This window comes from Paradesertivirga mongoliensis, from assembly GCF_024436395.1.
Taxonomy (GTDB): domain Bacteria; phylum Bacteroidota; class Bacteroidia; order Sphingobacteriales; family Sphingobacteriaceae; genus Paradesertivirga; species Paradesertivirga mongoliensis.
Map to the genome: position 1 here is coordinate 897,811 of NZ_JAFMZO010000002.1, position 15,701 is coordinate 913,511.

The 15,701-nt window shown below is 42.0% G+C and carries 8 protein-coding genes; all 8 read right to left on the reverse strand.

What is annotated here, in order from left to right:
- Positions 1–277: 277 nt before the first annotated feature.
- The 8 genes from J3P43_RS10015 to J3P43_RS10050 all read right to left on the reverse strand — a co-directional run bounded on the left by J3P43_RS10015 (position 278) and on the right by J3P43_RS10050 (position 15,700).
- A complete protein-coding gene (locus J3P43_RS10015) occupies positions 278–493 on the reverse strand; it encodes a hypothetical protein (RefSeq protein ID WP_255901767.1) in 216 nt (71 codons plus the stop codon).
- A 361-nt stretch (positions 494–854) separates the two neighbouring features.
- The gene (locus J3P43_RS10020) at positions 855–1,877 is read right to left on the reverse strand and encodes a GntR family transcriptional regulator (RefSeq protein ID WP_255901769.1); all 1,023 of its coding nucleotides are present in this window, start codon (positions 1,875–1,877) and stop codon (positions 855–857) included.
- Between the two features lie 628 nt (positions 1,878–2,505).
- A complete protein-coding gene (locus tag J3P43_RS10025) occupies positions 2,506–4,398 on the reverse strand; it encodes a RagB/SusD family nutrient uptake outer membrane protein (RefSeq protein ID WP_255901772.1) in 1,893 nt (630 codons plus the stop codon).
- A 13-nt stretch (positions 4,399–4,411) separates the two neighbouring features.
- Positions 4,412–7,618 carry a SusC/RagA family TonB-linked outer membrane protein gene (locus J3P43_RS10030; RefSeq protein WP_255901775.1) on the reverse strand — a complete coding sequence of 1,069 codons (3,207 nt, stop codon included), beginning with the start codon at positions 7,616–7,618 and terminating at the stop codon, positions 4,412–4,414.
- A gap of 24 nt (positions 7,619–7,642) precedes the next feature.
- Positions 7,643–9,145, reverse strand: a complete 1,503-nt coding sequence (locus J3P43_RS10035) for a fasciclin domain-containing protein (protein WP_255901777.1) — start codon at positions 9,143–9,145, stop codon at positions 7,643–7,645.
- Between the two features lie 64 nt (positions 9,146–9,209).
- Positions 9,210–10,922 (reverse strand): fasciclin domain-containing protein, encoded by a 1,713-nt coding sequence (locus J3P43_RS10040; RefSeq protein WP_255901779.1) that lies wholly within the window; start codon positions 10,920–10,922, stop codon positions 9,210–9,212.
- 10 nt (positions 10,923–10,932) lie between these two features.
- On the reverse strand, positions 10,933–12,429 hold the full coding sequence (locus J3P43_RS10045; protein WP_255901781.1) for a RagB/SusD family nutrient uptake outer membrane protein: 1,497 nt from the start codon (positions 12,427–12,429) through the stop codon (positions 10,933–10,935).
- 16 nt (positions 12,430–12,445) lie between these two features.
- The gene (locus tag J3P43_RS10050; RefSeq protein ID WP_255901783.1) at positions 12,446–15,700 is read right to left on the reverse strand and encodes a SusC/RagA family TonB-linked outer membrane protein; all 3,255 of its coding nucleotides are present in this window, start codon (positions 15,698–15,700) and stop codon (positions 12,446–12,448) included.
- Between the last annotated feature and the right edge of the window lies 1 nt (position 15,701).

Genomic DNA, 15,701 nt, shown 5'->3' on the forward strand with positions numbered 1-15,701 from the left:
ACTGTAAATATATTAAATACAGTCCATTAAAAAGGATCTCGTGCTGTTTGAGAGACAACACGAGATAAATTAACCAATTATCCCCGAGGTTACGGGTTAATAATATTCACCAATGTATATATTAACATAGACGAATAGATTGATTAGGATTATGGAGCTGGCTCCATCCCCCTGTCAAGCATATATTTTGGCAGGATACAATCCCTTGGGTGGCACCAGAAGGCGTTCTTCCTGAGGCTGTAATTTTTTCTATAAATTTCCTTCATCCTTACCAAATCTACCTGCGCACGCCTTCGAAATATAACTCCCACCCTCTTTTACCCAAGATGGCCTGTTTGATATCCCGGGTGAAGCCAATCATCCCCTGTCCCCCCGTTACATCGGTAATAGCCGCTTGCTTTTTGGCGGTATTGTTAACCGAAAAGCCAATCAAGGCCTCTTCGTCGCCCCGGCCGTTACCGTACCAGATACAGTATCTATTAATCACCTGCATTAAACACTGTGAATACTGGCAGCCAAACAAGGACCCGACAGCGGAGGTTTACGTAGTTCATTTGAAAATTGATTAGCTAATAAGGCGAACGGTCCGATGGATTGAATAAAGTGTTCTCATTGAGTAAAATAAATTGTTAAATAATAAAGTTGTGGACAGCTCCTTTCCTATCTCAAAAGAACTCACAAATCGTTGCAGGGTATTTATCCTATTTATTATTTTTTTTATCCTATTGCACTTTTGTAACAAAATAGATATAAAATAAGAGATGGTCCAAACGAACTCTCCGTAGATAAAAGGGTATTGTGGCTCAATAAAGTGACGTTGGTGATACTGGACTACCTCAAAAGCATTTGGATACCTACAGGGATCCACGTTGAATTAATCTGTATGCGTTACTTATGGGCAAAACTTGATTCTGTAAAATAAGCTGGGCTGCTGTCTCTCCCAGTGCCTCAAAATTGCCGGTTACCACGGTAATGTCTAGCAACTCATTTAATACACTATCCTGTAACGAAATAAGGCCTATATCTTTTCCTCTCAGGTAAAGCGAGTTCCGAAGTTTTCTGGTAATATCTGCAAGGTGGGATTCGGTGTACACAATATAAACTTCCCCTTTATTTAAACTAACACCCTCTAAGCAAGATTTAATCACTAAGCTTTTTGAATAGGTTACACAGAACTTTTTAAGGCCTTCGCATATATAACTGAGCTGATTCACAGTGTCAGGAACTATAAGTACTATACCTCGATACCTGTCAAATAGATCGCTATGTGAACTAAATGCCTCAAAAACATCCTCGCTAAAATCCCGGACAATATTAATGCAATTAAGTGTGGTTGAAGATGATATTCCATCTAAAACAATAATCTTATTTACAGGAATCCCCCCTAATGCAGATTCAAACTCACCCTCCATAATAGTATCTGGAGGCGGAGGCACAATCACATAGAAATCATACTTCCCAAGACTGGACAACGCAACTTCGTTCAAAAGAACCGGATCATTGTAATGAATCTGGAGATCTACCTCAAGAATATTGCCCAACTTTCTCGAGAAAGCAGAATATATTTCTCTGTTATAAGAATCTAACTTATCCACGACCATCAATATCCTCTTTGCAGATACAATAGCTTTTGAAACATAATTCCCCTTTCCAGAGACTGAAAAAATATAGCCCTGACGCTGCAGTTCCCGATAAGCCTTTTCCACAGTATCCTTTGATACTTTATGTTGCTTGCTGAATTCACTAATCGATAGTAGCCGCTGGTGACTTTTCAGGTTTTCAACCTCTATGTCTCGCTTAATTTTTCGAACGATCTGGTCGATTTTCGTGACCGAACTATCAGAATCTATGGTTAATTCACGTGTAGGATGCATCATTTGAAGGTATTCGGGTAGGTGAGCTTAATTATTACAATTTTTAAATTACTCTTAGTATACAGCAAGTCAAACTTCCCGGATCTGAAGTACCAGCGTTAATGAACAAAACACCACTCATAATTTATATAGGGAGCCGACGCCGCATTGTACAAAAAACCACGCAGCCTGTTCAACATATCATTTTATTAAAAGTCTTCACTGGAAAAAGGCATTTGATTACTTTTCGGGCGGTACTCCTGGGGCGTTTAAATGGTTTATACAAGTTGCAAGTGAGTATTCTTTTCCTAAATACCTGGTAGTTAGATTTTGCAGAAGCAATATGTTATATACTCTCATGTGCATTACAAAGGAGAAAGAAAAATAACAGTCGTGTTTGCACAACTGGTCTGGATTTTTATCTTTTTGTTCCAATCATATCAAATGGGTAAGAAGCAAATTTTTATTACTTTGATTGATTAAAATTGAGGAGATTACTTGAATGCATCTATCCGTTGGCTATTTACCAACTCCTTAGTACAGGAAGAACTACTTCCAAACTTTTAGGAAGGATATTTATTTGATTGCTATCGAGTATATAGATCAGAAAAGCCGCCTAAATAAATCAGGCGGCTTTCAGGTACTAGGTCGATTACTGAAATGTGAATGGCAAATACCAGTTTTTGGGGTCCATCAACTTCGATTCAACAGCGTTGGCAGTACCGATATCACCTGCTGCTCTAAATTTCTCCGCCACCCGCTTCGCCAAAACAGATGGGTTATTTTGCCTTCGTGCAATCCTTACCAGATCTTGCCAGCGATGACCTTCAAAAGCTAATTCAAGCGCAGCTTCGTCTAATATCTTGTCTTCCATATCGCGCATAAGCCCTTCCGAATCAATAACAGGCCGCTCAACAATAGGCTTATCACTTGCAACAAACCTGTCGCTTGCAGGACCGCTCATATCGAAAAACTTAGCTGAATCAACCCGTAATATAGGCAGCCCTACCCGCAAACGTATACCTCGGTGGTTAGCAAACTGATTTCTGAATTGTCCTGGAAAGTCTGCATCTACACCGTCATAGTCGAAAGGATAAGGATAAGGGGTACGCATTACCTGACGTACATCCCTCTTGGTACCTCTTTTGGGCCAGTCAGTAGTAAATGATCTGCCAGGATTATGCTCGCTATACAATATGGAACCTTGATACGGATCGAATATCTCACTTAAAGGATAAGAAAGAAAAGAATAGGCAAGTCTGTTCTTTCCGTCACGGTTGGCAGCCTCTGCAATTCTCATGTGCAGATCTGCTGCCCGGTTGATATACCATATTCCTGTTTTTTCAAACGGCTTTCTGGGGTCATAAACTCCAAGAAATTTTCTTACTACCGGCTGACCGCCCTGTATCACATAGGAAGCATCTAATCCTCTCAAATCATAGGGAGAGCCGTCTTCCCTGGTAGCGTCCTCCCACTTCTTTATAATAAGCGTTGAAGGCTTTAACTGGTAAGATCCATTTGAATATGAAAACAAATCAATAAAAGGATTTTCAGGTTTGAAATCCTTATGAAAAGGGAGGGACCAAATCCATTCCTGGTTATACCCCGGTTTAGATTCACTTCCCGTATTATACGCATCGGAAAACATATTTTTCCACCGCCCATAGCTGTAGTGGGTTTCGGCTGAACTTTCGCCGGCTGTTACGGTCCAATGCGTCCGATTTTGAGCTGCAGCACCTGCCCCGGAAGTTACGTTATCACGCATGATCTCTCTAAATTCCGTTGCAGCCTCATCGTATCTATTTTGCCAAAGAAACAGTTCACCCAAAAACATCCGGCGATAAATAAACAACTTAGCCGCTTGATAACCGTCAATGCTCACAGGGTTGGTAGATGTGCCCGAAGGTACTGTAACTGTACTTATACCCGTCTGGTATTGTTTTCGTAATGGCAGACTCCTTGCAAAATCACCTAATTGCTCAAGCAGTTGATCAAAAGTCAGGCGGGGAAACAAGGCAGTATTCGAAAGATCATCAATCTTCTCTATCGGCTCGGTTACATAAGGAATAGTTCCGTAGTGTAAGCCTAACTGCAAGTAAATCCATGACCTTAAACACCCTATATCCGAATAGCGTTCCTCATAATCTACACGACTTATGATGCCTTCATCCCGTAATCGTTTAAGGTTCTTTAAAACGTCATTACAGCTTAAAATTACCTCATAAAAAGGTTTTGGATTAATATAAGGGTTAGAAGGCGAAACATTATGCGTGCTAAGCTCCTTCAAATAACGGTCAGACTTAAAAGTTACATCCATTAAATCGGCCCGCAATTCGTTCAAAATAACATAGCGATCCGCTAATTTCAAGAACCTGCCGTACACAGCAAACACCGCTGCGTCTACATCGGAAACACTTCCATAGACCTGATCAGCCTCTAGTACTTCCTTCGGGGCAATATCGAAAGTATTCTTACATGATACCGAACTCATAGCCAAAGCGGCTGGCAGTATGAGTTTACATAGAACACGTGATTTAAATTTCATATTTAATTTTATATTATAATCCTACTTTAACACCAATTTGAATCGTTCTGAATTGTGGTTCCACTCCTACATCTATTCCCTGATGGAAAACACTGGTGGTTGCACTAAATTCAGGATCGTACCCAAGGTACTTACTGAAAGTTACAAGGTTATCAGCACTACCATAAACCCTTAACGTTTTGAAGTACTCAGACTTGATTCTGAAATTGTAAGCCAGAGCCAGGTTCCTCATTCTCAGGTAAGAACCATCTTCAATCCAGCGGTCAGAAAAACGTGAATTCATCGCAGGGTCGCCCAATGCTGCACGGGGTGTGTTTGTAACGTGTCCGTCTGCGCGCCATCTGTTTTCGGCACTTACCAATTGATTTTGATATCCTGACATTGATTCAAGGATATTTCGTGTGCCATTATACACGTCATTTCCATAGCTGAAGGTGAACATGGCGTTTAATGACCAGTTTCTATAATTAAAACTGTTACCAAACATACCTGTAAAGTCAGGGTTAGGATTACCGATAACTACGCGGTCATCACTATCGATAATTGCGTCTCCGTTCATATTCACAAAACGAACGTCGCCTCCCTGAAGAGTCACAATCGACTCGTCTGGCAATCTGTTCGTTAAGCCGGAAGCATTGGCCTCAGCTGTAGACGAATAAACTCCATTGCTTTTATATCCGTAAAACAAGTTTACAGGGCTCCCCACGCGGGTAAGGATTGTTGCCCCGCCGTAATTGGTTTCGAAACTGTTAGAGGCTAAACGAGTAACTTTATTTCTATAACTGCTTATAGTAATGGCCATATCCCATTTAAACTTCCTATCCAGTATTCTCGAATTAAGAGATAAGTCAACACCATTTGTTTCGATGCCGCCTGAATTGTTAACAGAAAAGTCAAAACCTGTAACCGGATTAACAGCATCATACATAAGCAGATTTTTTGCATTGTTACGATAAATATCCACAGACAGGTTTAAGCGCTCGTTAAACAAAGCCAAATCCAGTCCTCCATTTAACTTCTCAATGGTTTCCCATTGTAAGGCTGTGTTTCCAACATTTCCACGGGCATAGCCTTGAAGTCCAAAAAGATTTTGTGTAACATAATATGATCGGGCAGTGTAGTTTCCTATATCATCATTCCCGACAACCCCGTAACTCAATCTTAGTTTGAGCAGGTCAACCGCATTAACATTTGCCATAAAGTTCTCAGATGACACCAGCCATGCAGCACCCACAGCCGGCATTACAGCCAGTTTATTTCCATTAATTGTTAACGCATTTCGTACGTCTCTTCCAAACCGTGATGATCCGTCGACCGCCAGGTTTAAGGAAAGGAGATAACGGTTAAAAAGGGAGTAATCAACGTTAGCGTAGGTATTTAACCAACGCATGTCTCCGATACCACCATTGATCTCGCGCAAATTTGGCGAACCACTACTTAAACTTCTGTAATCGTCTGTAGACGAATTATATGTAACACCTAAGTCGGCTTCATACTTATCCTGTTTAAGTCTGGCACCTATTGAGGCATCAACCTTGTGGATATTATTGAAGTTCTTTTGATAAGAAAAACGTGTATCGTTAAACAAAGCAAAAAGTCTGTTTGTATTTGACCCTATTGTGTTCAACAAAAGCCCCTTCTGTGTAGTATCTGCAGACACTCCCCTTTGAGGAATAAACAGTCGGTCGCGGATTTTATCATAAGATACCCCGAACTGAGAGGATAGTGAAAGCCTTTCAGAAAAGTTATAGTTCATTTTAAGCGCAGCAATTACCCGATAATTGGTATTCACGGCATCCATATCCTCTATCAAGGCGGCAGGATTGCTCACACCAAATATATCTGTATCGGCAAGGTTCGGAGACTGCTCTCCAAGTGATCCTATAACATTAGGATGTAGAAATGGGGCCTTTACCACGCCTAAATAAGTTGCAGATGTTTTAAAGGCCTGCCCCTGGTTAGCCAACTTGTGATTGCTACTTGAGAACGACAAATTAGTAGAGGCGCTAAATTTTCTGGATAAGTTAAAATCTGCGTTAAATCTGGTAAAATACCGGTCTAAACTAGTGCTTTTTATCGCTCCTGCATTATTTACGTAACCCAGCGAAAGGTTATACTTTGCAATATTATCACCGCCGCTCACATTCATGTGGTAATTCTGATTATATCCGGCATTAAAAACCTGGTTATGCCAGTCGGTATTCATGTGATACTTATAATATTCAAGATTACCGACCTGACTATCTCGCATATAAGGGGCGGAATAAATCTGAGCATTTGACTGACCCGAAGATTGCATGACACCCGCGAGATAACTTCGATAAGAATACGCATCCATTACCGGTAAACGATCTATTGAAGAATTGAATCCGGCTGACGATGAGAAATCAATCTTCGTATTTTCGGAATTAGGACGCCGTGTAGTAATAAATAGCACACCATTTCCGCCCTTTGTACCATACAAAGCAGCCCCGGCATCTTTAACTAAGGATACATCTTCAATATCCTTTATGTCAATGTTCTCAAGAGAGTTATTCGAAAATCCTGAAAAAAGCGACCCAACCTGATCGTTATTGTAGATCATACCATCTACAACAATTAATGGTTGGTTGCTGGTATAAAACGAATTTACACCTCTTAGAAACATGTTTGCCCCAATAGAAGGTGTACCCGAACGGCGAACCACATTAAGTCCGCTTAGTTTTCCCTGAAGGTAAGTATCTGGCGTCTCTTTACCTCCCGCGCTTACCGGGTCATTAAACCTCACCGCAGATACGGCAAAAGGGGTAGTCGTTTTAGATATTGGTCCTGATGGAAGAGTTACATCTCCATAAACCGTATTGAAGCCATCTTCATGAAGCTTTACTATAAAATCCAACTTCCCCTTTAAAGCTATCTCCTTGTATTGAAAACCCTCGGCTGTAATCGAGATAACAGAAGACAGATTAGGAACAGAGACCATGGCTTTTCCCCTATCATCTGATATGGCAGCTGAATAACCCGCCACAGTAATCCTTGCCCCCGGCACGGCTGCGCCTGAACTGGCGTCCAAAATGGTAATGTTAGCCCGGGGACCGCTTGTTGCCCGTGTTATCGAAGCAACAGAGTCTGTTTGACTTTGGGTTAAAGAGTCTGTTTGCTGTGCGAATACCGAATAAGATCCGGTCAAGAAGAATCCTGCTAGCAACACCGTATTAACCGACTTTTTAAAAATTTGCATATATATAAGTCTATTATTGGATAATTAATTTACGACAGGAACCAGTTTGATATAATCAAATACAATGGAATTTAAGCCAGTAGTACTAGCGTCATTACTGACCATGAATACAAATTCATTGCGAAAATTGGAAAATGTATATTCTCCAAGATAAACATCATCATAAACCGGCTCAAACACCCGCGGATTTGATGGGGGATTAGTGACAATTTCCCTGGTTTCAACAAACTTATAAGGCAAGGCATCTGTCGCGTTGAATCTCTTAAAGGCCACCCTTTGACGGAAATGTACAGGGGCAACCGCAGGGGGTATTGGCACCAAATCAAAATCTCTTACCGCCCTCCAATAAACCTTATACTTCACACTATTCACACGTCTCTCATATCTGAACCAGGCTAGCGCGGCGGCGAAATTGTCACCTCTAACCTGAGTGAATATAGAAACTCCATCAGGGTTCCTTCTTGAAGTAGTAAAGTTGAATCTGCCTGCATCATTTGTCACTTTAACCACCCTCTCGGATTCACCCTCAATTACAATGGTTTTCAGTTTGTTAGGAATTTTGTAATCAATGCGATTCATCACATGCACAATCCCGTTGCTTACGCGATGGCTTGATACAACTGCAGATTTATCAAGATGGAACTTAACTCCGTTAGTTGATGTAAGCGAGTCAGGTAAACTTTCTTTCGTATATATTCCCCTGAAAACCAAATCGCTAATAATAGCGCGGCGAGTCTCCCGTGTGGTTGAATCTGTTGTGCTTGTGCTATAATACGGCTTCAACTTCACTTCTTCGGCTAAAAACGCTTCATTAGTTAATATCACATAAGTGCTCAAACTATCTTCGCGATCAATCCCTGTAAAATTGAGATATGAGTTAACAATAACGCTATCAGTCCCTTCCTTGTAGATAGGTTTACCTGATGGTTCATAACCTAGCAAAACGGCCGTTGCAGGATTAAACTGTTTTTCATTCAACGACTCCACAAAATCTTTCTGCACGGTCGCGGTATTGTGATCTTTTAGAAATTCATAAATATTAGGCTTCCGTTCCATTCTCCCCGAGATAATATGAAGAACTCCGTTAGCCACGTATTGATTAGGTTTCGTAATTGTTATTTCATCTATAGTATTAGCTGTAAAAATGAGGTTCTTTCCATTCAATGCGGTGAGGGTCAAAATGGGGTTTGGCGCATTGGTCAAATGAGAACTATTAGCAATGTGGTTGCCAATAAAAACGTCCAGCCTGGCTGAATCTGCAACGATCGCAGGATCCAATGAAGCTAAGGCATCATTGGAAGGGGCCCAAACGGTAAAGTTAAGCGACGATGACAAAATCTGACCATAGCGCGACTTTGCGAGCAAATCGCTGAATACACTAAGCTCGGGCTCAGCAGCAATCTTTTGGGTCAAGGTTGTTTTTAATAAAGGATTAACTTCATTAACATCCTCCCATTTGTCCTTGCAACCGGTAATAATCAGGAAAAGAAAACAATATATAAAAATATATCCTTTGAGTTGGTTCATGTGTTCTGTATTAAAAAAAATCTGAAATTAGATCCGAAGTTACCTCCGGATCTAATTATATTAATTAGTCGGGCTCGCCCTTTTGTTGAATACGTCCGTTTGCCCAGAAGCGAGGCCAAATTTGCTCTTGTCTTTCAGGAATAAAATGAATCATATCCATGTAATAATTGTTATGATATGAGAAACCGCCAAGTTCCTGTCTTAGTATCTGCGTACCGCCTTCAGTTACTTCCACAACTCCTAAAAGGCGTCCCATTCCATCATTCATAGGGGTAGTAACCGGGCCCATGTAACGTTTCCAGCCGTTCTGTTCCCGCTGCTCATCGGTCCAGTCGTCTGTTTTACTCTCGTCCCTCATATTCACCCCCCGGTTCAGCCTTACGCCGTTAAAATAGAACGTCATGGCGCCGTTCGATCCGGCTCTTAAATAGCACACCCACAATTTATATCTTCCTGGAGCGAGATACGGCGTGTGATACTCTATATAATTTGCGCGGGCATTTCCGGTTCTAGGGTCGGCGAGTTGCGTACGCAATACATCACCCCTGAAACCTTTACTGCCCATCCAGTCGTACACCATGGCATAATCGTTCCACTTTAAATTAGCCATGGGTTTTGACTTTTTAAGATCCCAGGTTATATCGGCGCTTCCAAAGCCTGCCTGGGCTCTGAATTCAGGTTGGTCTGCAACATCCCAGTATAGGGCTTGCGCAGGGCGGAAAACAATTTTATAGTGTTGGTTCACAGCATGAACAACCCCGTTTCTGGCCGACAGGTCACCTGTCTCACGAAGCACCGGAGCACCTGGATGTACCACACCATTTATGGTTACTTCATCGATAACTATCTCTGTCTTACTTTTAGTTTTAGTATTTATACCTTTTACAGCAAGGGTAGGTAAGCGCACGGGATTTACAATATCCACAAAATAATGTGCCCCTTTTGTGATATGATAGGCAACATAAAGATTTAAGCTATCGGCGGGATCAAGAGGATTACCAGGTTTTGAAGGATCCTCAAACTTTGAATATCTTTGAACTAAATCGTCTAAATTATTAAAGCCAGCAGTCTTGAGCGCTTCATCCGTTTCAGCAAAAACTGTTAGATACTGCTCTGAAGCTTCGGGATTAGTTTTTGGATTTTTGTTTAACCTCTCAAAATAGCCTGTCAGTTTAAGTGCCGCAGTAAAGATGCTGTATTTAGGATCGGCCTCCAGAGTTTGTGCCACAGTAAGCGGCGCAGGCTTCATCACCTTGTCAATCACGTGAATAACACCGTTACCTACGCTAATATTCCCTGTAACCAGTTTTGCCTGTTTATCAATTTGGATACTCGATGCACCATTTACACTCACGGCCCCGGTAACCAGATATTGACCGTACATTGTGGCATTCCGAAGCTTACCATCAGTAAAATCCGGTGTTTTGATAGAATCAGGGACTACGTGAAATGTAACGATATCCAAAAGCTCTTCTTTGCTCATCTGCTCTACTGAAGATAAGCCCTTCTCGTTTAAAAATGCCTTAACAGCGTCGTTAGTAGGCAAAAACAAGGTATAAGCGCCATAAGCCTGGAGAAAGCTGCTGGTTTCGGAGAGCTCTAAAACCTTTCTGAACTCCGAAAACTGGTCCGGATACTTATCCAGATAGCCGGTGATATTAACATCATTTGAAGTGAGGTCTACTATAGAGGCCTTCTTACAACCGACTGCGATCATCATCATTATCCCTAATAAAAGGGCGATGAAGGGGTTTGAAATTAGTTTTTGGGTTTTCATATCCTAAAATTTATTTGTAAAACGGATTTTGAACTAAGTTTTTATTTGCCTGCATATCCCTGAAAGGAACCGGGAGATAATGACTGTTGGTGTCACTGAGTTTTATAGCCACACTCTGGCTCAGATTACTTGGCACGTTTAAGGTAGCCCTGGCTATCAACAGATCGAGATTTTCGTAATCATTCCGTTTGGCAAACCTCAATAGGTCAAACCACCTCTTACCCTCAAAAGCAAATTCACGCCCTCTTTCATCAAATACGTATTGTGCAAGGCTTGATGAATTATTTAGATCAGGATCTTGCTTAGTTACGTCTAAAGCACGTGCCCGATCTCTCACCTGGTCGATTAAATCCATAACCGCCTGACCGTTACCAGGTATGTAAGCGAGAGCCTCGGCCTTCATCAACAGCACATCCGCATACCTGTAAATGTTATACTTCGCAATAGACTGGTTGGCCTCTCTCGGATCTTTGTCGTTTTTACCGGTATACTTCCAGATAGACAGGTCTGTAGCATGAAAAGATACACCTTCTGCCCTGAGATCTTTCGCCTCCGGATCATTAATATCCTTTTTGAAAATCTCATCCAGAGCCGCTGTACTGGCAGTTAAGGGCTTTGCGGCAGCCTGAAACATACTATAGAATGGATTTGGCCTTTCAACAGTGTATTGAAAGGCAAAAATGGTCTCGTCAGAATTACCTTCAAAGTATAAATCGTTGAAGAAAGTAGCGCCATCACCCGGAACTAACCTGAATCTTCCAGACTCAATTACTTTGTTACATGCCTGCAGGGCTTCTTCATATCGATCAAGCCATAGATACACATCTGCCTGAATAGCGAAGACTGCAAATTTCGTTATCCGCCCCTTGTCAAATGAAGGATTTGCAACAAACGTTTCAACTGCGTGCTCTTCAGCAAACTTAAGATCCTCTAATATCTGGGCCGCAACCTCGTCAGGACCACTCTTTGGAAGACTCATTACCTGTGTATCTTCTGATACACCTTGCAACTGCAGGGGCACATCGCGGTACGATCTAAGCAGATAAAAATATAACAGCGCTCTTATTGCCTTAACTTCCGCCACCGATTCATTCACTTCCTTCATACTAACTGTCGGATCATTTTGAGACACACCAGCAGCGTTGTCAATCACCTGGTTACAGTTGTTAATCACCCGGTAAATACCAGACCAATCTGCAATTGAATTGGTGGGTAAAAGATTTCCGTTACCTAGTTGAATTTCATCATTACTTGGCTTACCTGGAACCTGAGCAACCATTACAAGGTCGGCCCTCAACTCACCCCAGCGAAACAACTGGCTCACAATATTATTGTCAACCAAAGAGATATAGGTGCCTGTCACTGCACTTTGCAGTTGTTCTTTAGTCTTCCAGAATTCCTGCTTTATGAGCCCGTCCTGTGGCTTCACATCCAGCCACTTCTGACAGGATGCAGAGGATACCACTATTAAAGCAAGTAATATTCTATATATGATATTTTTATACATGGTTACTATTAATTAATTAAAACCCTAAATTTAAGCCCAGAACAAAAGTTCTTGCTGGTGGAGTAACTGCATTATCTGTTGGGTAATCAAAAGGACCTGTAACAGGTCTTGAACCAACATCAGGATTTTGCCCTGTATACTTTGTCCATGTGTAAACGTTTTCTACAGTTGCGTAAGCACTTGCTCTTTTCAGACGTATCTTATCGACGATCTTTTGATTAAGAGTATAATTCAAAGTTACCTGACGCAAGCGAACAAAGCCCGCATCCTCAACGAAACGGTCAGAACCAAGCCAGTTAAAACCGGCATTCAGCAAAGAACGAGGCATATCTGTAACATCACCGGGATTTCTCCATCGGCGCAGAACAGCAGTACTTTGATTGGCATATGAATGCATATTGACAGTATTCATCTTAGCCTCATTAACCAACTGGAAACCTAAGCGGTAGGTAAAGAAAGTGGTCAGGGTCAATTTTCCTTTATACCCAATTCTTTGCCCAAAGCCTCCCGTTATCTTAGGAACTCCATTTCCCAGGTACACCTGATCCATATGGTTTATGTTTCCATCATTATTAACGTCCACATAAGCAACATCTCCGGGCTGAAATACATAATCTGTTGATGGATAGTTGAAGCGCATGTATATAGTCTCTCCGGCTGGTGACACAATCGGCTTACCATGCACATCTCTAGCAATGGTAGCATCAACATCTTTATAAACACCTCTGGTTTTAAACCCGTAAAACGAACCGTACGGATTGCCTAGTTGAAGGAAGGTTTTGTACTGTCCATTACCTTGAGACGATGCGTTACCGTTATCCCTGGGGTAAAACTCAGATATTTCGTTAATTACATTTTTGTTGCTGGCAAAGTTGAAATCGAAATTCACATTCCAGGTTCTTGATTTTATAGGATTTGTTTGCAACAACAACTCAAAGCCACTGTTCGTCATCTTGCCATTATTGCCCGACACAGTGCTGAAGCCTGATGTACTTGGAATCGCTAGACCGTTAAGAAACATGTCATGGGTAATGTTATTGTACGCATCAGCAGCAACCTTAATCCTGCTCTTGAATAACCACAAATCGAAGCCGACGTTCAGGCCGTTTGTGCGTTCAGGGCGTAGCGAGGTAATCTGAAGGTTAGAATTTAATACACCAGCTACCCCCATATATGCTCCGGCATAGTTCATGGTTGATGTCGGACGATAAATACTGAAAAAACTTCCGCTAGGCGGGTTTCCGGAAGAACCGTAACTTACGCGGAAGCTGATGTCGTCAATCCAGTTATAATCAAGATTCTTGATGAACTTCTCATCCGAAACATGCCATTTAGCTGATAAAGAAGGATATGTTGTAAACCGATGTTTCGGACTGATACGGGAATCACCGTCGGTTCTAAAACCCAGATTAAAATCATAGCGCTTCAATAGCGTATAAGCTGCGGAAAAATATGCTCCCACATCCTTGGTTACGCCCATTGATCCCTGCAAGGAATTGTTCAGATTTGTGCGGCCTCCGTTCGTTGGGTCCTGAAATAGCAGAGACGCAGTATTTGATACGGTCATCGAGCTGGAGATATTGTCATTTTTTCTGGCCTGAAGGGAGGAAAACAACGTCAACGCATGATTCTCGCTTTTAAATTTAGGTGAATAGGTAAGATTGAACTGTCCGTAGGTATTAAATTGATCCCCGTCAGAATCGGAAGCCCGGTTAACAACGTCTTCGGTGAAAGGTCTTCCAGTGGCTATCTGGGGTAAAAAATTATTTGTTTTAGTGTTATTAATATCAAAACGAACCTGCATTGTTGCCAGCAAGGCAGGAGTTATATTATAATTAAGCCTAAATGACGGAACGAGACGCTCTCCAATAGATTTACTGCTGGCGGCTTCCGCCATGGCGAGTGGATTAAAAGTGTTTGGGTACTGCCCCTCGATATTCCTTTCCGGTGAAAAATACCTGGAAGTCAGGTTTCCGAATTCGTCATACAGATAAGGGCTCATGTTAGGCATCTTGGTATACGCTTCCCCTCGAGGATTTGTATAATTCATCAGGGTATTGGTATGGGAGTAAGAAAAATCAGAGCTGAAGCGAATTTTACTAGAAACATTATAATCCAGGTTCACCCGCGTTCTGATCAAATTGGCGCCGGTACCAATTGTGGTACCTTGCTGATCCGAATATCCTACAGAAACGCGGTATTGGGCTTTTTCCCCCCCACCGCTTAAACTAACATCGTGCTGGTGAGAATAAGCCACTTGGGTAATTGTCCCCAGCCAGTCTGTATTCCGGGAATAATTATAAAAATATGCCGGCTCGTAAGGATCATACGAAAACTCCTTGTTAGTTGTCAGATTCATCGGGATACCTGTTGCATTTCGAACCATCTCTGGTATGAGCACCGAATACTCGTCGCCTGTCAAAAGCGGAAAAGTAGGCGGCTGCTTCTGCATCGTTCCTCTGAAGGTATAACCAACCTGAGGTTTACTAAATGCTCCCCTCTTGGTTGTGATTACCAACACTCCGTTAGCCGCTCTTGAACCCCACATCGCTGTCGAAGCTGCGTCTCTCAACACAGTAATGGTGTTGATGTCCTGAGGCGATATACTCAGAAGTTGTGCAAACCCCTGCTCGTCAGCATTTCCGAAGTTAAAATCAGATGGGATAGTAGTTTCAAACGGCATACCATCTACTACGATTAAAGGATTGGTATTTCCGTTCAGGGTAGAAGTACCCCTGATCCGGATAGACATACCAGCACCGGGGTCTCCGGATAAAGTACCAATGTCAACACCCGGCATCCTTCCCTGAAGGGCCTGATCAATCGATTGAGCTGAAAGTTCTTCAAGATCCTTTGCGTTTATGGTGGTCGTAGCCATCGTATTGTGTTTAGGATCAATGTTCAAAAGGCCGTTATTGAATGTCCGGGCACCTTGAATAACCACCTCAGTAAGTTGACGTGACGATGGTTTCAACGATACATTAATCACAGTCCGGCTATTGATAGCTACGGTAAGAGGCTGATAGCCAAGACTCGAAAACTTTAACCGGTTTGAAGGCGATATATTTTTTATTGCGAAATTCCCGTCAATATCTGTTACGAAGGAAGATACAGTCCGTCCGTCTTTATCAATCTCCACAACTGATGCACCTATCACAGACTCCTTATCTTTTTCATCAATTACTTTCCCCCGAATGGTGGTCTGGGCCATAGCAATTGTGCTGCTCAGCACAAAGGCGAGGAAGAAAAACCAATTTCTACAAATTTTCATT

Excerpts from the sequence above, each read along its gene's own strand:
- J3P43_RS10035 (WP_255901777.1), bottom strand. The coding sequence starts at position 9,145 with ATGAACCAACTCAAAGGATATATTTTTATATATTGTTTTCTTTTCCTG.
- J3P43_RS10025 (WP_255901772.1), bottom strand. The coding sequence starts at position 4,398 with ATGAAATTTAAATCACGTGTTCTATGTAAACTCATACTGCCAGCCGCT.
- J3P43_RS10030 (WP_255901775.1), bottom strand. The coding sequence starts at position 7,618 with ATGCAAATTTTTAAAAAGTCGGTTAATACGGTGTTGCTAGCAGGATTC.
- J3P43_RS10015 (WP_255901767.1), bottom strand. The coding sequence starts at position 493 with ATGCAGGTGATTAATAGATACTGTATCTGGTACGGTAACGGCCGGGGC.
- J3P43_RS10040 (WP_255901779.1), bottom strand. The coding sequence starts at position 10,922 with ATGAAAACCCAAAAACTAATTTCAAACCCCTTCATCGCCCTTTTATTA.
- J3P43_RS10050 (WP_255901783.1), bottom strand. The coding sequence starts at position 15,700 with ATGAAAATTTGTAGAAATTGGTTTTTCTTCCTCGCCTTTGTGCTGAGC.
- J3P43_RS10045 (WP_255901781.1), bottom strand. The coding sequence starts at position 12,429 with ATGTATAAAAATATCATATATAGAATATTACTTGCTTTAATAGTGGTA.
- J3P43_RS10020 (WP_255901769.1), bottom strand. The coding sequence starts at position 1,877 with ATGATGCATCCTACACGTGAATTAACCATAGATTCTGATAGTTCGGTC.